This window comes from Planctomycetota bacterium, from assembly GCA_033763975.1.
In the GTDB taxonomy this organism is placed as follows: Bacteria; Planctomycetota; Phycisphaerae; order Phycisphaerales; family UBA1924; genus RI-211.
In genome coordinates this window covers 43,785-64,430 of record JANRJM010000017.1, presented here as the reverse complement: position 1 = coordinate 64,430, position 20,646 = coordinate 43,785, and the positions used below count along the sequence as shown (strand labels likewise).

Here is a 20,646-nt window from a genome sequence, read left to right as displayed (position 1 = left end):
CTGTGTGGGCCAGCGCGTTCCGACAGATCGGCCTGTGGGCGAGGACGTCCAGCGGCGGGACGCAGGTGACGGTCAACCAGGGTGAGCTCGTCATCGGGTACAGCCGCTACGCCACCGTCGCCAGCCCTCTGCAGTTCGTGTGCCGGCAGTTCGGGGCGGGCACGGTGCGCCTGAACTGGCGCCCGTACCACGTCGCCGAGGCGCCGTGGCCGTTCCCGTCGGGCTACAGGTACTTGCACGTGCCCCTGTGGGTGGCCGCGGTGCCGGTCGGCCTTCTGGCGGCCCGGCGGTGGGGGATGTACCGGGCTCGGCGCGTCCTCGCCGGCGCCTGCCCCTGCTGCGAGCATCCCACCCTCGCACACCCGAACGCAGGGCGAATGTGCCCGGAATGCGGCTGGGGCGTCCAGCCTGTCGCGCACCAGGCCGCGGTTGCCGGCGCCCTGCGGGATGCCCCGGGAAACCCGGACGGATATCGTCCGTACAAAGGTGGGGCGCGGAATCTCGGAACATCCTCTCTCCCCGCGCCTCAAACACTCTCATGAACCCTGAGATGAAGAGCCGTTGGATCCCGCTCGCCGCGTGCGCCGCGCTGGTGATGGTCGCCGGCACGCCGATCTCGAGGGCTGACGACGACAAGAACAAGAACCCGCGCGCGAAGATGGTGGAACGCGCGCGCCAGCAGGCGCCGCGTGCCGAGCAGCCGCGTCCCGCGCCGCGTGTCGAGGCGCCCCGGGCGGCTCCCGCGCCGCGCGCCGAGCCGCCGCGCGCCGAGCCTTCGCGTCCCGCGCCCAGTTCGAACCCGCGCGCCCGGATGATCGAGCGTGCCGGCCCGACGCCCCCGCCGCGCTCCGACGACCGCCGCGCCGCGCCGGCCCCGGGACCTCGCGCGCCGCAGGCGGCCCCCGCGCCGCAGGCACCCAGGGCGCGCACGCCGCAGGTTGGTCCCGCGCCGCGCTCCTCGTCCAGCGTGCCGGGCGGGTACGTCGCGCCCCCGAACCCCCGCCAGCGCATGCTCGAGCGGACCGGGCCTCAGCCGCGAACTTCTCCGCCTCCGATGCAGTCGAGCACGCCCTCGGACCTGTCCGGGCCGGACCGCGCGCCCACCCGGCCGGCGACGCCCCCGCCCAGCGACCTCAAGATGGACCGCTCCACCGTCGGGCGAGGGACGGTGGAGCGAGCGCCGACCAACCCGCGGTTCCGAATGATGGACCGCGCGCGTGACTCCGCCTCGAACGCCGATGCGCCGCGCGTCGCCCCGCCCTCCACGTTCACCGGGCCCGACGGCGTGGTGAAGAACGTCCCGCAGAACCGCCCGCCGGCGGAGGTCGTGCGCACCGATCCCAGCACGCGCACCGGCCCGGCACGCCGCATCTTCACGCCGATCGACCGGGCCGCAACTCGCCCCGCGGAGAAGGCCGAGCCCAACGCGGTCGAGGTCGTCTCGCGCGAGCGGACCCCGAGCACGCGCACCGCGCCCGAGTCGTTCACGTACGCATCGACGCACCCGCGGGCCCGCATGGTCGAGCGATCGGTCGCCGTCGCGGCCCAGACGCCCGAGCGTCTCCACGACGGGCGCGGGCACGATTCGTACCGGGGCCACCATTCCGAGCGGCACTGGGATCATCACGATGACCACCGCGGCTACGGGCACGGGCACGGCTCGTACGCCCACTACCGGCATTCCCGCGGCTACCGGCACTGGGAAGACGATTGCGACTGGATCCGTCCCCGTTCCTCCGGCTGGGGCATCTCCATCGGCTTCGGTTCCGCCGGGTGGGGCGTCTCGGTCGGGTACTCCAGCGGCTGGTCGCACTGGTATCGCGACCCCTGGTGCGACCCGTGGTACACGACCGTGTCGTACCGCTCGCACTGGTACGGGCACCGCTACCACTACGCCCCCTGCCCGCCGTCCTGGCGTTCGTGGCACCGCTGCGGGTTCGATCCGTGCGGCGCGTGGTGCACGCCCGTCGTAATCTGCCGCCCCGTGTCGTACTGCGCCGTGATTCCGGCCGTCCCCGCGTACAGCGCGTGGTGCGAGCCCGCCGTGCCGTGGTACGACGCGGGCTCGGTGTATTCCGCCTCGCTGGGCGCGGAGGCGATCTACACCGCCTCGGCCGCGCCGGGCGTCTCCACGTATCTCGACATCCCCGTCGCCGACGACTCGGGCACGCAGTGGCGGGACCTGCCGTCCGACTGGTTCGAACCCGTACCGGCCCCGGCGCTCGCCGACGAACGCGTCGCCCCGCCCGCCGCCGACGCCCCGCGCGCGTCGGTGGTGTACCGCGCGTCCTCTCGCGGCGGCGTGCTCGACTGGTCGGACACGCCCGTCCGCGTCATCGAGACCATCCGCGGCTCCACGCTGGGCGAGCGGGCCGCTGTTGCCGGGCGGTACCTGGGCAAGTCCGTCGCCGGCGCCTGGGAACTGGTGCTCGAGCGTGCGGAGAGCGACGCCTCGGGCGGGCAGGTGCTGTACTGCCGCGCACGCGGGCGCAGCGAGGCCCCGTCGCCCGTCGTCGTGCTGCTGCTGAGCGAGCCCACGCGTCCGCTCGCGCCCGGCTCGATCATCGCGGTCACCGGCGTGCTGAGCGAACTCTCGGTCGAGGACGCGCCCGAGGGCGTGCTCGTGCTCGACGGCGTGCGCGTCGCCGACTGACAGCCCCGCGGGTGGCCGCGGGCCTCAGCCCGCGCTGGTGCGTCCCACCTGCACCCAGCTCGTGGGCATGTGGCGGACGATCGACCCGGTGGTCAGGTAGATCACCTGCTCGGCGACGTTCGTGCAATGGTCGGCGACGGTCTCGCACGCGCTTGCGATCTCGTGCAGCAAGAACGCGAAATCGGGACGCATGGCCCCGGTCGCCAGCCTGTTCTCCGCGTCGCGGAGCACGGCGTCCTTGAACGCCGTGACGGCGTGCTGGCTCTGCAGCACGATGTTCGCGAGCGCCGGGTCGCTGCGGGCCATCGCGGTGTTCGCGTCGCGGACGATGCCGATCACGCTGTTGGCCATCACGCGGAACGTGTCCGGGAAGGGCGGCTGATCGGCCGGGGCATCCTTCGCGAGGGTCGCGATGTCCGTCGCCACGTCCGCGGCACGCTCGAGCTCGTTGTTCACCTTCACGACCATCAGCACCGCCCGCAGTTGCTGGGGCGCCAGTTCCGCCCCCTGGCGGGTGGCGTCGGTGAGGAGCGCGACGCACGCGTGCTCGATCTCGACGTCGTGCCGGTCGATCTCGTCGTCCTGGGCGATCGCCCACGACGCCCGCTCGATCGAGCGATCGAACAGCGCCTCGAAGGCGCCCTCGAGCATGGCCTGCACACGGCGCCCCTGGGCGACAAGATCGCCCTTCAGGGCGTCGGCGCGTGCGCTGAATCCCTCGGCCGACGTCGGCATGCGTACCTCGGGTAAAACATAGCCCCCCCGCGGACGCGCCGTCGATTCGGGTCCGCCGACACGCCCGCGAACTGAGTATCCTCGTCCCGCTCAACGACGAGGGAGGCACTCATGGCATTCGCGATCGACCACGTTCACGCCCGTCAGATCCTCGACAGCCGCGGCAACCCCACCGTGGAGGTGGACGTCATCCTGGAGTCCGGCGAGACCGGGCGGGCGGCGGTTCCCAGCGGGGCCTCGACCGGCGAGCACGAGGCGGTGGAGCTTCGGGACGGGGACAAGAAGCGCTACATGGGCAAGGGCGTGCTCAAGGCCGTGCACAACGTCAACTCGGTGATCGCGCCCGCGATCGTCGGCATGGACGTGCGCGACCAGGAGGGCATCGACGAGCAGCTCAACCGCCTGGACGGGACGACGAACAAGGGCAAGCTCGGCGCGAACGGGATCCTCGGGGTGTCGATGGCGTGCGCGAAGGCGGCGGCGGAGGGCTCGGGCCTCCCGCTGTACCGCTACCTCGGCGGGAGCGCGGCGAAGGTGCTGCCGGTGCCGATGATGAACATCCTGAACGGCGGGAAGCACGCGGACAACACGGTGGACTTCCAGGAGTTCATGATCCAGCCGTGGGGGTTCGACGACTTCCTCGAGGCGACGCGGGCGTGCGTGGAGATCTACCACACGCTGAAGAAGGTGCTGCACGACAAGGGGCTCTCGACCGCCGTGGGCGACGAGGGCGGGTTCGCGCCGAACCTCAAGAGCAACGAAGAGGCGCTCAAGATCATCGAGGAATCGGTGGACAAGGCGGGGTACGACCTGGGCGAGCAGATCTTCATCGCGCTGGACCCGGCGATGAGCGAGCTGTGGAACGAGGCCGCCGCCGACAAGAAGAACAAGAAGCAGGGGTACAAGCTCTTCAAGAGCACGGGCGAGGTGATGTCGACCGACGGCGTGATCCAGATGTGGGCCGACTGGTGCAAGAAGTACCCGATCCGCTCGCTCGAGGACGGGCTGGCCGAGAACGACTGGGCCGGGTGGAAGAAACTCACGGAGAAGCTGGGCGCGAAGGTGCAGCTCGTGGGCGACGACCTGTTCGTCACGAACCGCAAGTTCCTCCAGCGCGGGCTCGACGAGGGGTGCGCGAACGCCATCCTCGTGAAGGTGAACCAGATCGGCACGCTCTCGGAGACCTTCGAGGCGGTGAACCTCGCGCTGCGCAACCGCTACGGCGCGGTGATGTCGCACCGCAGCGGCGAGACCGAAGACTCGATCATCGCCGACCTGGCCGTCGCGACCAACTGCGGGCAGATCAAGACCGGCGCCCCATGCCGCTCCGACCGCAACGCGAAGTACAACCAGTTGCTGCGCATCGCCGAGCAGCTCGGCGAGCAGGGTGTCTACGGCAGCGTCGTGTGGAACCGGGGCTGATCCGCCAAGCAGCCGAATCGCTCCGAGCCCGAAGCGCAAGCGAGTGCTCCTCGTCGCGCTCGCGTCAAGCGCACGCAAGGGCTTCTCCCCTCGCAGTTCCGCGCGCGCCCAGCCCCGCGTGCGGCGGCAATCCCTCCCCAGTCCCCAGTCCCTTCGCTCACAGCTTGAGCTTCACGCCCTCGGCCTTCATCTGCTGCACCAGCAGGTTGAGTTCCGTCAGCACGCCGTCCAGGCGCCGGGCCGCGCTGTTGAGCGAGTTGTACAGGTCCGGGTTGCGGGCGAGTTGCCCGGCGGTGCCCTCGCCCGCGTTGATCGCGCCCAGGGCGGTCTGCAGTTCGGCGGCGGCGGCGTCGACGCGCCGCAGCGTGTTCGACGCGTCCTGCGCGAGCCCGGCGGCCTGGCGATCCACGTTCTCGGCCACGATGCCAACCTTCTGCGCCGTGATGTCCACCGAGTCCGCCGTGGCCGTCCACGCCTCGAGAAACGTCTGGAGGTCGGCGAGCACCACGCCCGCGCGGGTGACGGTGTCGCGCACGCCCGCGCGGATCTGATCGTCGGCGAGCCAGGACTGCGCCGCGGCCCCCACGCCGTCGAGGCGCGCGACGACGCTGGCGATGTTCGGCGTGGCGCCGGCGTCGACCTCGCCCGGCGTCCGCGGGCGGAGCATCGCGTTCACGAGTTCGCCCGTCTGCGTCCAGGTGTCGGCGAGCCGGTCGAACTTGTCGGCCGACGCCGTCAACCGGTCCAGGGGCTTCTGGAACGAGCCCGCGATGCGATCGAAGAACCCGCCGGTGGCCGTCGACGCCATGCGCCCGCCGTCCCGCACGAACGCCTCCGCCGCGACGTTCGTCGCGTCGCGCACGGTGAACTCGAGCGCCGAATCGCCGATGAGGCCCTTCTCGACCGTGACGGGCGAGGTGGTGGGGATCTTGACGTCCTCGCGCACCTTGATGAGGAGCGCCGCGCCCTCGGGCACGACGTCGGTCTCGAGCACCTGCCCGACGCGCACGCCGTTGACCGTGACGGGCGAGGTCGGCCCCAGCCCGCCCGCGGAGGGAAGGACAACGGTGAAGCGGTAGTACCGGGTGCCCAGGTCGCTCATCTCGCCGAAGAGGATGAGCACCGCCGCCAGGCCGGCGACCGCGCCAAGCGCGAACACGCCCGTCAGAAAATCGCGCAGCAGCGGATGCTTGAACATCTACCGGGTCTCCGAGAGCGAGGGCGAGGCGGGGGTCGGGGCGTCGGGCTCGTCTTCCTCCCGCACGTACGTGCCCGACAGGAAGTGTTGCACGCGCGGATCGGGCGAGCGGGCGAGGTCGTCGAGCGTGCCCGACGCCGCCACCTTCCCGCCCAGCAGCATCACGACGCGGTCGGCGATGGTCCGGGCGCTGGTGAGGTCGTGCGTGACGACGATGTTCGTCACCCCCAGCGTGCGGCGGAGCTTCAGGATGAGCTGGTTGATCCCGTCGGATCGCACGGGGTCCAGGCCCGTGGTCGGCTCGTCGTACAGCACGACGCTGGGACGCAGCACGATCGCCCGTGCGAGCGCCACGCGCTTGCGCTGCCCGCCCGAGAGCTGCGAGGGCAGCCGATCGTCGAACCCCACCATGTCCACCACGTCGAGCGCCTCGTGCGCCCGCTCCACGCGCGCCCGCTCCGAGAGGTCGGTGTGCTCGCGCAGCGGGAAGCAGACGTTCTCGAGCACGGTCATCGAGTCGAACAGCGCTCCCATCTGGAACAGCAGCCCGATCTCCAGGCGGATCGAGAGCCACTCGCGCTCGCGCAGCGCGTCCACACGTCGCCCGCGCACGTACACCTCGCCCGCGTCCGGACGCAGCAACCCCACAATGTGCTTGAGCGTCACCGACTTCCCGCACCCCGACGGGCCCATGATCACCGTCGTCTTCGCGGGCTCGAAATCGATCGACACCCCGTCGAGCACCACCTGCGGGCCGAACGACTTGCGCAGCCCCACGAGACGGATGATCGGCGCGGCGGCGCCCGCCGTTCCCGCGCTCGCCCTCTGGTTCTCGTCGGTGCTGCCCGTGCTCATCGCGCGGCCCATCGCGTGCTCGCCACTACAATCTGCCATGTTAGGCGACGCGAACTTTCCGACCGCTCTCCCCACACGCATTCTTCATCACGGCGCCAAGTTCGATTTCGTCCAGGCCTCGCTTCCCGCGCGCGACGGCACGCCGATCACCCGCGAGTTCATCCGGCACCCGGGCGCGGTCGTCATCCTGCCTCTGCTCGAGGATCACGCGGGCCCTCGGGTCGTCCTCATCCGTAACTGGCGCCTCAGCCTTGCCCGCGCCATCCTCGAGCTTCCCGCGGGCACGCTGGGGAGGGGCGAAGACCCCCGGCACGCCGCGGCCCGGGAACTGCGCGAGGAAACCGGCTTCGCCGCCGCAACTCTCGACCCCATCGGGTGGTTTCACACCTCGCCAGGCCTGTCCGACGAGGTGATGTGGGCGTTCCTGGCGCGGGGGTTGACCGGGGGTGACGCCCGGCCGGAGCCGGACGAGCACATCGTTGTCGAGCCGACGCCCCTGGGGAGTGTGCCGGCGCTCATCCGGCGCGGGGTGTTGTCCGATGCCAAGAGCATGCTGACCATGTTCCTGGCGGCGAACGCGCCCGCGATGCCCGCGGCGGCCAAGGCGGCGTGGACGCGGGGGATGCTCGAGGCGTGATGTCGGAGCGGCTTGCATGACCGGGCGCGGGGCACACGACGAGACGCGGACGCCGGCGCCCCCGCCGGGAGCCCGCGGATTGCGGTCGCCGGGCGCGGGCGAAGACCCGATCGTCTGGTCGTTCCCGCTGATCCCGGGCGTGCTGCGCGTGCACGCGCTGGTCCCGATCTGGATCGGCGCCGAGTTGGTGACCTGGCTGCGGCGCGACGCCGTGGGGCTCGTGCACGTCGTGGCGGTCGTCACATCGCTGCTGGTCATCGCGGCGTTCCGCGAACTGTTCCGTGCCTCGGTGGCGCGACGCCTGGGGTGCGAGAGCGCACCGTCGGTGCTCTGGCCGCTGGGCGGGCTGTCGCCCACGCCGATCTCGCCGGGCGGGCCGTCGCCCCTGGCCGAGTGCGGCGGGCTGGTCGCCGGGGTGTTGCTCGTGCCGGCGCTGGGGTCGCTGGTGCTGGCGTCGGGGGCATCGCCCGAGGCGCTGCTCCCCTCGCCGCTGGACCCGCGCATCACCGCGGCGGGATTGCGCTCGACCTGGCAGGTGTGGGCCTGGTGGGCCTACTACGCGAATCTCATCATGCTGGCGGCGAACCTGCTGCTGCCGATGTCGGCCTTCGATGCCGGGCGCGTGGTGCAGTCCTGGGCCCGGCGCGCCCGGGACGACTACCGGGCGCTCGCCCTGCGCATCGGGCTCTTCGCGGCGCTGGCGGTGTTCGTGATCGGCGCCAGCGCGGGCGAGACGCGCCTGATGGCGGTCGCCGCGCTGGGGGGGCTGGCGACGTACCTCGACACACGGCGCCTCGAGTTCATCGCGCTGGGCACGCAGACCATCACCGTGCGCGACGTGCCCGCCGAGCGCCCGGCCCCGGATGTGAGCCTCGAGGCGGAGCCCGCCCCGCCCCCGGACCTCGACGACGTGCTCGCCCGTATCTCGCGCGACGGGATGGCCTCGCTCACGCCCCAGGAGCGCCGGGTGCTCGAGCGTGAGACCGAGCGTCGGCGGCGACGCTAAACTCCGCGTCTAGACCGGAGCACGGACGTTCCGGGCCCGGCGCGACCGCGCCGGACGCCGCGTCCGTTCGGGAGGCGACGCCGCGATGGGGATCTACGACCGCGAGTACGTGTGGGGGTCGCGCCGGCGTGCCCGGCCGGCGATGTGGTCCGTCAACACCTGGATCATCATCGCCAACATCATCGTCTTCGTCGTGGATGTCATGTCGCGCCAGTCCAGCCTCCCCATCCGGGCGTTCGGCTACTTCTCCACCTACAAGGTCACGAGCCAGGGCGGGCTCGAGTTCTGGCGGTTCCTCACCTTCCAGTTCCTCCACGCCGACATCATGCACATCGCCTTCAACATGTTCGGCATGTACATGTTCGGCCCGATGGTCGAGGCCCACCTGGGGCGCAAGCGCTACCTCGCGTTCTACCTCACCTGCGGCATCGCCGGTGCGCTGTTCTACCTGCTCCTCAACGCGGGGGGATACCTCGCCTCGCAGTGGGGGTTCCGCGTGCCGTTCCTGCTGTTCAACGACGTCAAGACCCCGCTGGTGGGCGCGTCCGCGGGCGTGTTCGGCGTCATCCTCGCGTGCGCGTACATCGCTCCCAACATCGTCGTGCAGCTGCTCTTCCCGCCGATCCCCCTCAAACTCCGGACCATGGCCTACCTCTACGTCGGCATCGCCGCGATCTCGGTGCTCTTCCAGAGCAACAACGCCGGGGGCGAGGCGGCCCACCTCGGGGGCGCCGCCGCGGGGTTCGTGCTCATCCGGCGCGCGCACCTGCTCCGCGATTTCTTCGACGTCTTCACCGACTCGCGCAAGTCCGCGCGCCCGCCCGCCCGCGCGCCCGACGTTCCCTCGCGCCCGCCCGCACGGCGCGCCACCACCGAGGAAGACGCCGAGGTCGACCGCATCCTCGCCAAGGTCGCCTCGCAGGGCCTGCACAGCCTGACCGACGCGGAGAAGTCGCTCCTCCGCCGCGCCACCGAGGCCCGCCGCTCGGGCGGCGTCGCGTGAGCGCCCTGCGCTTCGAGATCTTCGCACGCTCGGGCGCCCGCCGCGCGCGGCGCGGACGCGTCACCACGCGCCACGGCTCGTTCGACACTCCGGCCTTCATGCCCGTCGGCACCCGCGCCAGCGTCAAGGGCATCGTCCCCGACTGGGTCTCACGCACCGGCGCCCAGATCCTGCTCGCGAACACCTACCACCTGCTGCTCCGCCCGGGCTCCGATCTCGTCGCCCGCCGGGGCGGGCTGCACCGCTTCATGAACTGGGACGCCCCCATCCTCACCGATTCCGGCGGGTATCAGGCCTACTCCATGGCCGACGTCAACCGCGTCGACGACGACGGCGTCACCTTCAAGTCCATCATCGACGGCAGCATGGTCCGCCTCACCCCGGAACGCGCCACCCACGTGCAGAACGAACTGGGCGCCGACATCATCATGGCCTTCGACGACTGTCCGCCCGCGCAGGGCGCGGACGACGCCGACGCCCCCGACGCGCGTCTCTCTCGCGTGCTGCGGCGCGATCGGGTCGCGCCCGGCGCCGACTTCCAGAAGCGCCTCGACATCGCCAACGAGCGCACCCTCCGCTGGCTCGAACGCTGCAAGGCGTCGCACGCCCGCGCCGACGAGCAGTCGCTCTTCGGCATCGTGCAGGGTGGCACCGACGAAGCCCGGCGCGCGTGGTGCGCGGAGCGCGTCACGCAGATCGACCTGCCGGGCTACGCCATCGGCGGGGTCGCGGTGGGCGAGCCGCCCGACGAGATCGCCCGGGTCGTTCGGGCCACCGCGCCGCTCCTGCCGCTCGATCGCCCGCGCTACCTCATGGGCGTGGGGTACGAGCGTGACCTCCTGAACGCCGTGCTCGCCGGTGTGGACATGTTCGACTGCGTGCTCCCGACGCGCAACGGGCGGAACGCGAACGCGTTCACGCCCGCGGGCCAGATCCGCCTGCGCAATCAGCAGTTCGCCGAAGACGACGGGCCGATCGATCCCGGGTGCGACTGCCCGGCCTGCCGCCCGAGCGCCCACGGCTGGAAGACCCCCGACGCGCGGCCCTTCACGCGGGCCTACCTTCGCCATCTGTTCATGGCCGGCGAAATGCTGGGTCCGATCCTCGTGAGCCTGCATAACCTACGGCACTTCCAGCGGTTCATGTCCGACGTGCGGGAGGCCATCCCGACGGACGACTGGGCCGCGCTGCTGGCGCGTTGGCCGGCTGCCAGGGGCGCGATCGTCGCCCCGTGATGGCGAACCTGGTTCGGGTGGGCGCGGGGGCATGGTCCCGCGTCGGGGAAACTGGACGATGACGAACGTGGACTTCGGGCTGTGGATCGTCGCGCAGGCCGGCACTGAGACACCCGGCACAACCGCCGGCCCCGTGGTTCCGATCGGGGTTCGCGGTTCCGACGCGACGACCGGTGCCGCCCCGGTGACCGGCGCGCCGACGCCCGGCGGCCCTCCCCCCGGCCCGGCGCCCAAGTCCGGGATGGACCCGATCTTCTGGATCCTGCCCGCCATGCTGCTGGTCATGGTGCTGGTGAGCGTCTTTGGCGGTCGCAAGGAAAAGAAGCGCCGGCAGGAACTCCTCGCGGGGATCAAGCGGGGCGACCGCGTGCAGACCATGGGCGGGATTATCGGAACGATCGCCGAACTGGGAGACGACGACGTGGTGCTGCGGCTCGAGGAAGGCCGCGTGCGCGTGGCCAAGAGCGCGATCCAGGGTGTGTTGCAGTCCACCCGGGCGCCGGGCGCCACGGTGGAGTCCAAGCCCGAGGTCAAAGCACCCGTCTGACACGTCCGTCGCGCCGCCCGTTCCGCCCGTTCTACGGTACCCCCCTCCATGAAACGCACCTGGACCACTCTCGCTCTTGTTGTCGCCGTGCTGCTCCTCGCGATCTACGCGATCGTGCCGCCCGAGCAGAGCCTTCGCCGCGGGAAGGACCTCGCGGGCGGCGTGAGCATGATCTACGCCGTGCAGATCGGCCCGTCGGAAGATCACCGGGAGATCATGCCCCGCCTGATCGACGCGCTGAAGCGCCGTCTGGACCCCACGGGCGTCATGGAGGTGCAGATCGTTTCGATGGGCCGCGACCGCATCGAGATTTCGATGCCGCTGCCCAACGACGAGGTCAAGGCGCTGAAGGCGGCCTTCGAGCAGGCGCTCGCCGAACTCGGGGCGGCCTCGCTGAACGCGGCCCGCGTCGACCTGATGGTGAAAGCGCCCCCCGCCGACCGAGCGTCGACGCTGGCGTCGCTCTCGGCCGGCAGCGACTCGCGGCGCGCACTGCTCGAGAAGGCGGTCGCGGCGTGGGACGCCTACCAGCAGGCCAAGCAGGCGTACGACGCGGCGCCCGACGCCGCGGCGAAGCGAGCCATGGAACTGGGCGTGGGCGCGGCGCTCATCGCGTACGAGGACGCCCGCGACGCCGCGATCCGCGGGGCGGTCTCGGCCGAAGAGATCCTGGCGATCGTGAACGCCTCGAAGACCAAGCGCAGCGTGTCCGGCAAGGACGGCGCGGTGCAGCTCGACAGCGCGCGCGAGGTCGCCGAGCGGCGCGTGCGTGCGGCCCATCCCGAGGCCGCCGCCGACATCGACCGCCTTCTCGCCCTGCACAGCGCGTACGAGGCGCGGCGCAAGGGGTTCGACGACCCGCAGGACGTGGTGCGGTTGCTCCGCAACGCGGGCGTGCTGAGTTTCCGGATCACGGTGAAGCCCGGGGAGTATCCCGGCGAGCAGCAGGCGCGCGACGAACTGCGTGAACGCGGCCCGGGCGCGATCTCCGCGACCGACGTCAAGTGGTGCCGGATCAACGAGATCCAGACGTGGATCGAAACGCCCGAGCAGGCCCGCGCCTTCAACGAGGACCCGAACTACGGGGCGCGGTACTTCGGCGGCATGGGGTACGTGGTCGAGCCCTTCGGGGGCAGCTACTACATGCTCTGCTGGGACACCCGCGCCGCGCGCCTGACGCAGGAAGAGGGATCGTGGGCCGTGGCACGCTCCTACCCGGGCGTGGACAGCTACGGGCGCGCGTCGATCAACTTCCAGATGAACACGAACGGCGCGATCCTGCTGGGGCGCCTCACGGGCGACCACATCGGCGATCAGATGGCCGTGCTGCTCGACGACGAGGTGTACACCGCCCCGAACCTGCGCGGGCGGATCAGCTCGAACGGGAGCATCGAGGGCAAGTTCAGCCCCGAGGAGATCCAGTACGTGGTGCGCGTGCTGGGCGGTGGTTCGCTCCAGGCCAAGCTCGTCCCCGAGCCCCTGAGCATCAACGCCGTCGGCCCCGAGCTCGGGGCCGACAACCTCCGCAAGGGCGTTGTCTCGGGCATCTACTCGATCATCATCGTCGCCGGGTTCATGATCCTCTACTACTTCAGCAGCGGCGTCGTGGCGGTCGTGTCGCTCTTCGTCAACTCCATGATCATCGTGGGCGCCATGGCGGTGTCGCAGGCCGCGTTCACCATGCCCGGCATCGCGGGCCTGATCCTCACCTTCGGCATGGCCGTCGACAGCAACGTGCTCATCTACGAACGCGTCCGCGAGGAGCTGCAGCGCGGCGCCGACCTCAAGACCGCGATCCGCCTGGGGTTCGATCGCGCGCTCGCCTCGATCGTCGACGGCAACGTCACGAACCTCATCGTCTGCGTCGTGCTCTACTACCTCGGCACGACCGAGATCAAGGGCTTCGCCGTGACCATGGGCGTGGGCGTCGTGGCGACGCTCTTCTCCGCCCTCGTCGTCAGCCGGCTGATCTTCACGCTCATGCTCGCCGCCGGGTGGCGCAAGACGTCCATGCTGCCCATGGCGCTCCCGGGGATCCAGCGCCTGCTGACGCCCAACGTCAACTGGATCCGCCTGCGCTACGTGTTCGCCGTCGTCTCGCTCATCTACGTCGGGCTGGGCATCGGCCTGATCGCGTATCAGGGCAGCCGGATGCTCGACAACGAGTTCCTGGGCGGCACCGTCGTGACGCTGCAGCTGGGGAGCGAGGACGCCCGCGTCACGATGCGCCGCCCGGACGTCGAGGCGCGGGTCCGCCAGGTCGCCGAGGAAGCGCCGGCGGGCGACGAGCTGCGCAAGCTCGCCTCCGCCGAGGTCTACCCGATCGACCCGGAAGCGGACGGCGTGACGTCGGACCAGTTCCAGATCAAGACGGTCATCGAGAACAGCCGCGCCGTGCTCGACGCGGTGCTGCCCAAGTTCCGCGACGTCACGCGGATCAAGCCGCCGCTGGACTTCCGCGGGGCCGACGTGCGCGCCGGCGCCCAGGCGCCGGTGTTCCCCATCGACAAGGAGGTCCTGGGACAGAACATCGACCGCCCCGAGGTGACGTGGTCGGTGCGAGGGTTCATGGGCGGGGCGGCGATCGTCATCGACGACATCTCGCCCCCGGAGGCCGTGCGCGATCTGGCCGAGCGGGTGCACAGCGAGCGGCAGACGGCCGAGTTCTCGGACACGCTGTCGCGCAAGGTCGAGGTGCAGCCCCTGTCGGGCACCGACGACGCCGCGACCGCGGCGGTGATCCTCGTCTACGCGCCGGATTCGACGCTGTTCGAGAGCCAGGCGCGGTGGGAGCGGGATGTTCGCGACCGCGAGTGGACGCTGGTGCAGCGGGCGCTGACGCGCGCGACGACGCCGGCGAGCGTGCAGAACTTCTCGGCGAGCGTCGCGAGCACGTTCCGGGCCGACGCCATCACCGCGTCGCTGGTCAGTTTCCTGCTGATCGGCGTGTACATCTGGGTGCGGTTCAAGACGCCCAGGTACTCGCTGGCCGCCGTGGTCGCGCTCGTGCACGACGTGGTGACGGTGGTCGGGCTGCTCGCGCTGTGCGAGATCTTGTACGAGTGGGAGGCGACGCAGGGATTCGCGATCGCGATCGGGCTGCTGCCCTTCAAGATCGATCTCAACGCGGTGGCGGCGCTGCTGACGATCGCGGGGTACTCGCTGAACGACACGGTCGTGGTGATGGACCGCATCCGCGAGAATCGCGGGAAGCTCCCGCACGCGACGTCCGCGATCATCAACCTCTCGATCAACCAGACGTTCAGCCGCACCGTCATCACGGGCGGCACGACGATCGGGTCGTGCCTGATCCTCTATGCGATCGGCGGCGAGGGGATGCGTTCGTTCGCGTTCTGCCTGCTGACCGGGCTCATCGTGGGCACGTACTCGTCGGTGGCGGTCGCGGCCCCGCTGGTGTGGTCGCGGAAGTTTGACCGCGAGTTCGCCGCGATGGGGGGCATCACGCCGCAGGCCGTGTAGGCCGCCTTCCGGGAGCAATGGCCCTGCGAGACGCCGCGCCCAAGTTCGCCGCCGGGCTGGCCCTGCTCGCGATCCTCTGGATCGTCGTGTACTGGTCGTGGCCGGCCGAGCCGCCGGTGACATTCGCGCAGGAGCCCGCGCCCGAGGACGACCGAACCGGCGGCGGGCTCCCGCCCGAGCCCCGCGAGGCGGGGCCCGGGCTGACGCCTGCGCCAACGCCGCCCCCGGCCCCCGCGCCGGAGGAAGTGCAACCCGAGAAGCCGGCGCCGCCAACGCCAGCGCCGCAGAAGCCCGCGCCTCCGGCCGTTCGCGCGCCCGAGTTTGACGACTACGTGATCCGCGAGGGCGACACGCTCGCGTCGATCGCGCGTCGCCGGTACGGGCGGAGCGAACTCGCGGAGGCGATCGCGCGTGCGAACCCGCTGATGGACCCGAACCGGCTGAAGGTGGGTCGCACCATCCGCGTGCCGCGCGACCCGTCGAACGTGCAGGGCGAGCCGCTGCCGGGCCAGCCGGACCCGTCGCCCACGCCCACCCCGCCGCCGGCGGGCGCCGAGCGGACGTACGTCGTGAAGTCCGGCGACACGCTGTCGGGCATCGCCAAGTCCGTGTACGGCGATCCTCGCCTGGCGGGGGTCATCTTCGACGCCAACCGCGACGTGCTCGACGACGAGCACTCGCTGAAGATCGGCCAGACCCTGCGCATCCCGCCCCGCCCCGCGAGCGACCCCCGATGAGCACTACCACGTACATCGTCACCGGCGGCGCCGGGTTCATCGGCTCGAACCTCGTCGCGGAGATCCTGCGCCGGCGCCCCGAGGCGCACGTCGTCGTCGTCGACCCGATGCTCTCGGGTTCGTTCGCGAACATCGTGGAGGCGTTGGCACGCGCCGGGCTGCGCCCGTTCCGGGGCGAGGTGCTCCCCGAGCACGCCGGCAACATGGACTGGCCCCACATGCTCCGCACCACCCGAGCCGCGGGCGTGTTCCACCTCGGGGCGATCACCGACACGACGGTGACCGACGAGCAGCGGATGCTGCACGCCAATCTCGGGGGCTTTTACGCCGACCTCGAGACGGGCATGCTCGCCGCGTGCCACGCGACGGACGTGCCGCTCGTGTACGCCTCGTCCGCCGCGACGTACGGCTCGCCCGCCGACGCCGCCGACCGTACGCCCTTCCCCGAGCACGCCGCCGGGCGCCCGAGCAACGTGTACGGCTTCAGCAAGTGGCTGATGGAGCAGGAGCACGCGCGCTTCGAGCGAGAGCACGCCGGCACGGCGCAGTCGATCACCGGCCGGGCGACGATCGTCGGGCTCCGCTATTTCAACGTCTTCGGCCCGGGCGAATCGCGCAAGGGGCACATGGCGTCGATGGTCTACCAGCTCGCCACGCGCCTGCTGGCGGGCCAGGCGCCCCGGCTGTTCACCGACGGCACGCAGGCCCGCGACCAGGTGCCCGTCGAAGACGTGGTCGACTGCACGCTCCGCGCGTCGGGCCTGTTCGGCGCGTCCCCGATCCGCTCGGGCGTGTACAACCTGGGCTCCGGGCGCGCCACGTCGTTCAACCAGATCGTCCGCTGCCTGCGCGAGGCCCTCGAGATCCCCGCGGGCACGCTCGAGACCGAGTACTTCGAGATGCCCCCCGCCGTGCGCCGCTTCTACCAGGACTTCACCTGCGCCGACATGCGTCTGGCGGCCGAGGGACTCTCCTGGCGCCCCGCCCGCGACCCCGAGCGGGCGATCGTCGAGTACGCGCGGCTGCTGCGTGCCGGCCGCGCGTAAACTCGCGTCCGGCGCAAGGCCGGACACTCGAAGGGGGGCAGACTCACATGAAGATGCGTCGGATTCTCGTCACCGGCGGCGCCGGGTTCCTGGGCTCGCACCTGTGCGACCGGCTTGTGGAGCAGGGGCACGACGTCATCTGCGTCGACAACTTCTTCACCAGCCAGAAGATCAACGTCGCGCACCTGCTCGCCAAGCCCAACTTCGAGCTCATCCGCCACGACGTCACGCACGCGCTCTGGCTGGAGGTCGACGAGATCTACAACCTCGCCTGCCCCGCCGCCCCCGGGCACTACCAGTACAACCCCATCAAGACCATGAAGACCAGCGTCATGGGCGCGATCAACGTGCTGGGCATGGCCAAGCGCTGCCGCGCCAAGGTGCTGCAGGCCTCCACCAGCGAGGTCTACGGCGACCCCGAGGTGCACCCGCAGCCCGAGACCTACCGCGGGAACGTCAACCCCATCGGCCCCCGCGCCTGCTACGACGAGGGCAAGCGCGCCGCCGAGACCCTCTTCTTCGACTACCACCGCACCAACCGCGTCAACATCCGCGTCGCCCGCATCTTCAACACCTACGGCCCGCGCATGCACCCCTTCGACGGACGCGTCGTCTCCAACTTCATCCGCCAGGCCCTCGCCGGCGACGACCTCACCGTCTTCGGCGACGGCACGCAGTCCCGCTCGTTCTGCTACGTCGACGACCTCGTCGACGGGCTCATCCGCCTCATGAACGCCCCCGACGAGGTCACCGGGCCCATCAACCTCGGCAACCCCGTCGAGTTCACGATGAACGAACTGGCGCAGAACATCGCCACGCTCGCGGGCTCCAAGTCCAAGGTCGTCTACAAGCCCCTCCCGCAGGACGACCCCACGCAGCGCCAGCCCGACATCACCCTCGCACGCCAGCACCTGCACTGGGAGCCCCGCGTCCCGCTCCGCGAGGGCCTGATGAAGACCATGGCCTGGTTCCGCACGATCGACCTGCGCCAGTACCGTCCGCCCACCCCCAACTTCTGAGCCCTCCCCCGCCCGGGGGCTTGCCCGCCCTCGCCGGAGTGCGCGGCCGGCGGTCGCGTGCCGCCCCGAACGCCGCGGTACCATCCCTCGATGTCCGAGCGACGGCTGATCCTCTCCGACGGCGGGCTCCCTTCGCTGGTCGCCGCCGCACTCGCCGCCGACGAGGCGCTGCTCGCCGGGGCGGGCGATCACCCGCTCGTGGTTCCGACGCCGGCCTTCCCCTGCGGCGAGATCTACGCCGACGCGATCCGCCGCCAGTGCGAGCGTCTGCGCCTCGACCTCCTCCCGCCCGTCCAGCCCACGCTGGCCTCCGCCGACGGCGAGGGCGAGACGCGCGACCTCCTCGCCGCCACCTACGGCGCCGCCCGGGCCGGCGCGAGCGTGGTGGTCTGGCCCGTCACCGCATGGCGCGGCGAGGGCATCGATATCGATCGTCTCGCGCAGGCCGCCGACCGCGCCCTGCTCGTGGGACGCCTGGTCGCCCTCGACGCATCGACGCACGCGATGCCGTCGATCCGGGTCGAGACCCCGCTGCTGGACTTTTCCGACACGCAGATCGTCGATCTCGCGGCGGACCTGGGCGCGCCCATCGAGGCGGTCTGGTGGTGGAGCGCCGAGCACGCCGAGGCCGCCGCCGAACGCGCCCGCTGGAAGCGGGCGCTCGAGCGCGTAGGTTGGCCCGCCGCCCGCCCGGCCCGCGTGTAGGTCGGGCACGGCGTCGGGTCCGCGTGCCCGGCACGCCGCGTCCCACGACCGGGCTCGTGGGCGTATCTTTGGGACGAGCAAGCGTCCGCCCGCACGATGGATCGTGCGGCATTCCAGCGAGGGTTCACGGATGGACACGCCCCCGACGGTCACCCCGACTTCCGCCCCAACCGCAGCCATGACGCCAGGTGAGGAACTCGAGCTGGAGCGAGCGCGCGAGCGCGTGTCGAAGCGCAAGTCCGCCGAGGGGCCCCGCGCCACGGCGGAGTCCATGGCCTCGCGCCAGCGCGACATCTCCGTCTCCGAGTTCTTCGCCAAGAACCGGCACCTGCTCGGGTTCGACAACCCGCGCAAGGCCCTCCTCACGACCATCAAGGAGGCCGTCGACAACTCGCTCGACGCCTGCGAGGAAGCCGGCATCCTGCCCGAGGTCGCCGTCGTCATCGAAGACCTGCAGCCCGATCGCCCCGCGAACGCCAAGTCCTCGCGCTACCGCGTCACCGTCGTGGACAACGGCCCGGGGATCGTCCGCCGCCAGGTCGAGAACATCTTCGGACGCCTGCTCTACGGCTCGAAGTTCCACCGCCTCAAGATGTCGCGCGGGCAGCAGGGTATCGGCATCTCCGCCGCGGGCATGTACGGCCTGATCACCACGGGCAAGCCCATGATGATCCAGACCCGCCCCGACGCCCGCAAGCGTGCGCACCACATCGAGCTCGCGATGAACACGAAGACGAACCGCGCCGAGGTGACGCACGACGAGGAGACCGACGACTTCCCGCTCGCGCGCCTGCGCGACCTGCCGGGCGTCCGCGACCTCGCCCACCGGGGCGAGTTCCTCTCGCGCGAGGCCTTCCCCACGGGCACCAGCGTCACCATCGAGCTCGAGGGCAAGTACCAGCGCGGACGGGGCAGCGTGGACGAGTTCCTCGAGCTCACCGCCATCGCCAACCCGCACGCGAAGTTCACCTTCGTCCGCCCCACGCGCGCGACCGACGACGACGACCAGCAGGACTCGCGCCAGTCGCGCCTCGACGCGGCGACCACCCGCGCCGGCAACGCGCCCGCGGGCGACCCGGGCGAGATCGACCCGAACGTCATCACCGAGGACTTCGGCCCGCTCGCCGTCTTCCCGCGTGCCGTGCAGACGCTCCCGCCCGAGACCAAGGAGATCCAGCCGCACCCGCGGGGCGTGGAACTGGGCACGCTGCTGCAGATGCTGAAGGACTACCAGGAATCGCACAAGGCGGGCACGCTGTACAACTTTCTGCAGGAGCAGTTCTGCCGCGTGTCCGCCTCGACCGCCGCCGACTTCTGCGAGCAGATCGACGTCACCAGCCGCACGAAGGTCGCCGACATCGAGCCCCCGCAGGCCGAGGCGCTGTACAAGGCGTTCCAGACGGCCAAGCTGGCACCGCCCCCGACGGACTGCCTCGCCCCGATCGGCGTGCAGCAGTTGCTGAAGGGGATGTTCAAGGGCGTGCGCGCCGAGTTCTACGCCGCCAGCTCGCGCGAGCCGGACATCTACCGCGGGCGCCCGTTCCTGATCGAGACGGCGATCGCGTTCGGGGGCGAACTGCCGTCGGACGAGTCGGCCCGCGTCATCCGGTTCGCGAACCGCGTGCCGCTGCTCTTCCAGCAGTCGGCGTGCTCGTCGTTCAAGGCCGTCGCGGAGACGAACTGGCGCAACTACGACCTGCAGCACCCGCGCGGGGCGCTGCCGATCGGCCCGCTGGTGATCATGATCCACATGGCGAGCGTGTGGGTGCCGTTCACGAGCGAGAGCAAGGAAGCGATCGCCGACTACGACGAGATTCGCAAGGAGATGAAGCTCGCGCTCATGGAGTGCGGGCGAAAGCTCGGCACGTACCTCCGCAAGCGCGCGAAGATGAAGCGCGAGGGCGAGCGTCGCGACGTCTTCGAGCGGTACATCGGCGAGATCGCCAAGGCCGTCGAGGCGATCAGCGGCGACGACGCGAAGACGCTCTACGACGCGCTGCTGGCGCAGGCGCGCAAGCGCACCGCCATCGCCGACCTCGAACTCGACGACGAGGGCAAACGCATCCGGGACGAGAACCCCGCCGACCAGGAGGGCGTGCTGATCGTCGGGCAGCCCGAGCCGCCCCCGGCGCCCGACCGTGCCGAGGGATCCCCCTCCGCAGCACGAGCCCGTGGCGCGAGCGAGGGTTCTTCCCCTCCTGCTCCTTCTTCCTCCGGCCCTGTACGAACCCGCAGCACCGGCGAAAAGTCTCCCCCCTCCGCCCCTCCCGCCCGCGCCGCAAAGCCCAAGGTTCGCCTCGTGAACGGCAAGCTCGTCCCCGCCGAAGACCAGCCCGGGCTGTTCTGAGCCCGTCGCGGGCAATCTACA

16 protein-coding genes are annotated in these 20,646 nt (G+C 71.0%); 13 read left to right on the top strand and 3 right to left on the bottom strand.

Annotated elements, in window-relative coordinates:
- The first annotated feature begins 550 nt into the window (after positions 1 to 550).
- Positions 551 to 2,653: a hypothetical protein gene (locus tag SFY69_10885; protein ID MDX2132543.1), complete on the top strand. Its 2,103-nt coding sequence runs from the start codon at positions 551 to 553 to the stop codon at positions 2,651 to 2,653.
- 24 nt (positions 2,654 to 2,677) lie between these two features.
- On the opposite strand, the gene SFY69_10880 is transcribed toward SFY69_10885, so the two are convergent.
- Positions 2,678 to 3,388 carry a PhoU domain-containing protein gene (locus tag SFY69_10880; protein ID MDX2132542.1) on the bottom strand — a complete coding sequence of 237 codons (711 nt, stop codon included), beginning with the start codon at positions 3,386 to 3,388 and terminating at the stop codon, positions 2,678 to 2,680.
- Positions 3,389 to 3,499: 111 nt separating this feature from the next.
- Between SFY69_10880 and eno the strand changes: the two genes are divergently transcribed.
- Positions 3,500 to 4,810, top strand: a complete 1,311-nt coding sequence (eno, locus tag SFY69_10875; protein ID MDX2132541.1) for a phosphopyruvate hydratase — start codon at positions 3,500 to 3,502, stop codon at positions 4,808 to 4,810.
- Positions 4,811 to 4,967: 157 nt separating this feature from the next.
- Here the strand turns inward: eno and SFY69_10870 are convergent, their stop codons facing one another.
- Together SFY69_10870 and SFY69_10865 are read right to left on the bottom strand one after the other, a co-directional pair.
- Complete coding sequence (locus SFY69_10870; protein ID MDX2132540.1) at positions 4,968 to 6,008, bottom strand: MlaD family protein; 1,041 nt, start codon at positions 6,006 to 6,008, stop codon at positions 4,968 to 4,970.
- Complete coding sequence (locus tag SFY69_10865) at positions 6,009 to 6,902, bottom strand: ABC transporter ATP-binding protein (protein MDX2132539.1); 894 nt, start codon at positions 6,900 to 6,902, stop codon at positions 6,009 to 6,011.
- Here SFY69_10865 and SFY69_10860 point away from each other — a divergent pair.
- The 11 genes from SFY69_10860 to SFY69_10810 all read left to right on the top strand — a co-directional run bounded on the left by SFY69_10860 (position 6,901) and on the right by SFY69_10810 (position 20,625).
- Complete coding sequence (locus SFY69_10860; GenBank protein ID MDX2132538.1) at positions 6,901 to 7,500, top strand: NUDIX hydrolase; 600 nt, start codon at positions 6,901 to 6,903, stop codon at positions 7,498 to 7,500. The two genes, SFY69_10865 and SFY69_10860, sit on opposite strands and share 2 nt — an antisense overlap.
- A 16-nt stretch (positions 7,501 to 7,516) precedes the next feature.
- Positions 7,517 to 8,506, top strand: a complete 990-nt coding sequence (locus SFY69_10855) for a hypothetical protein (GenBank protein MDX2132537.1) — start codon at positions 7,517 to 7,519, stop codon at positions 8,504 to 8,506.
- An 85-nt stretch (positions 8,507 to 8,591) separates the two neighbouring features.
- Complete coding sequence (locus SFY69_10850) at positions 8,592 to 9,509, top strand: rhomboid family intramembrane serine protease (GenBank protein MDX2132536.1); 918 nt, start codon at positions 8,592 to 8,594, stop codon at positions 9,507 to 9,509.
- Positions 9,506 to 10,744 carry a tRNA guanosine(34) transglycosylase Tgt gene (locus SFY69_10845; GenBank protein ID MDX2132535.1) on the top strand — a complete coding sequence of 413 codons (1,239 nt, stop codon included), beginning with the start codon at positions 9,506 to 9,508 and terminating at the stop codon, positions 10,742 to 10,744. The genes SFY69_10850 and SFY69_10845 overlap by 4 nt, the downstream gene beginning before the upstream one ends.
- 58 nt (positions 10,745 to 10,802) lie before the next feature.
- Positions 10,803 to 11,291 carry a preprotein translocase subunit YajC gene (gene yajC / locus SFY69_10840; protein ID MDX2132534.1) on the top strand — a complete coding sequence of 163 codons (489 nt, stop codon included), beginning with the start codon at positions 10,803 to 10,805 and terminating at the stop codon, positions 11,289 to 11,291.
- A 48-nt stretch (positions 11,292 to 11,339) separates the two neighbouring features.
- Positions 11,340 to 14,771, top strand: coding sequence for a protein translocase subunit SecD (secD, locus tag SFY69_10835; protein ID MDX2132533.1), 3,432 nt, complete (start codon positions 11,340 to 11,342; stop codon positions 14,769 to 14,771).
- A gap of 17 nt (positions 14,772 to 14,788) precedes the next feature.
- Positions 14,789 to 15,508 carry a LysM peptidoglycan-binding domain-containing protein gene (locus SFY69_10830; GenBank protein MDX2132532.1) on the top strand — a complete coding sequence of 240 codons (720 nt, stop codon included), beginning with the start codon at positions 14,789 to 14,791 and terminating at the stop codon, positions 15,506 to 15,508.
- Positions 15,505 to 16,554 (top strand): NAD-dependent epimerase/dehydratase family protein, encoded by a 1,050-nt coding sequence (locus tag SFY69_10825; protein MDX2132531.1) that lies wholly within the window; start codon positions 15,505 to 15,507, stop codon positions 16,552 to 16,554. The genes SFY69_10830 and SFY69_10825 overlap by 4 nt, the downstream gene beginning before the upstream one ends.
- 47 nt (positions 16,555 to 16,601) lie before the next feature.
- Complete coding sequence (locus SFY69_10820) at positions 16,602 to 17,573, top strand: UDP-glucuronic acid decarboxylase family protein (protein ID MDX2132530.1); 972 nt, start codon at positions 16,602 to 16,604, stop codon at positions 17,571 to 17,573.
- A 90-nt stretch (positions 17,574 to 17,663) separates the two neighbouring features.
- Positions 17,664 to 18,278 carry a hypothetical protein gene (locus SFY69_10815; protein MDX2132529.1) on the top strand — a complete coding sequence of 205 codons (615 nt, stop codon included), beginning with the start codon at positions 17,664 to 17,666 and terminating at the stop codon, positions 18,276 to 18,278.
- A gap of 178 nt (positions 18,279 to 18,456) precedes the next feature.
- Positions 18,457 to 20,625, top strand: a complete 2,169-nt coding sequence (locus SFY69_10810) for a DNA topoisomerase VI subunit B (GenBank protein MDX2132528.1) — start codon at positions 18,457 to 18,459, stop codon at positions 20,623 to 20,625.
- The last annotated feature ends 21 nt before the right edge of the window (positions 20,626 to 20,646 follow it).

Bases quoted from the DNA above. Each gene is read 5' to 3' on its own strand.
- SFY69_10885 (MDX2132543.1), top strand. From the start codon at position 551: ATGAAGAGCCGTTGGATCCCGCTCGCCGCGTGCGCCGCGCTGGTGATG.
- SFY69_10880 (MDX2132542.1), bottom strand. From the start codon at position 3,388: ATGCCGACGTCGGCCGAGGGATTCAGCGCACGCGCCGACGCCCTGAAG.
- eno (MDX2132541.1), top strand. From the start codon at position 3,500: ATGGCATTCGCGATCGACCACGTTCACGCCCGTCAGATCCTCGACAGC.
- SFY69_10870 (MDX2132540.1), bottom strand. From the start codon at position 6,008: ATGTTCAAGCATCCGCTGCTGCGCGATTTTCTGACGGGCGTGTTCGCG.
- SFY69_10860 (MDX2132538.1), top strand. From the start codon at position 6,901: ATGTTAGGCGACGCGAACTTTCCGACCGCTCTCCCCACACGCATTCTT.
- SFY69_10865 (MDX2132539.1), bottom strand. From the start codon at position 6,902: ATGGCAGATTGTAGTGGCGAGCACGCGATGGGCCGCGCGATGAGCACG.
- SFY69_10855 (MDX2132537.1), top strand. From the start codon at position 7,517: ATGACCGGGCGCGGGGCACACGACGAGACGCGGACGCCGGCGCCCCCG.
- SFY69_10850 (MDX2132536.1), top strand. From the start codon at position 8,592: ATGGGGATCTACGACCGCGAGTACGTGTGGGGGTCGCGCCGGCGTGCC.
- yajC (MDX2132534.1), top strand. From the start codon at position 10,803: ATGACGAACGTGGACTTCGGGCTGTGGATCGTCGCGCAGGCCGGCACT.
- secD (MDX2132533.1), top strand. From the start codon at position 11,340: ATGAAACGCACCTGGACCACTCTCGCTCTTGTTGTCGCCGTGCTGCTC.
- SFY69_10830 (MDX2132532.1), top strand. From the start codon at position 14,789: ATGGCCCTGCGAGACGCCGCGCCCAAGTTCGCCGCCGGGCTGGCCCTG.
- SFY69_10825 (MDX2132531.1), top strand. From the start codon at position 15,505: ATGAGCACTACCACGTACATCGTCACCGGCGGCGCCGGGTTCATCGGC.
- SFY69_10820 (MDX2132530.1), top strand. From the start codon at position 16,602: ATGAAGATGCGTCGGATTCTCGTCACCGGCGGCGCCGGGTTCCTGGGC.
- SFY69_10815 (MDX2132529.1), top strand. From the start codon at position 17,664: ATGTCCGAGCGACGGCTGATCCTCTCCGACGGCGGGCTCCCTTCGCTG.
- SFY69_10810 (MDX2132528.1), top strand. From the start codon at position 18,457: ATGACGCCAGGTGAGGAACTCGAGCTGGAGCGAGCGCGCGAGCGCGTG.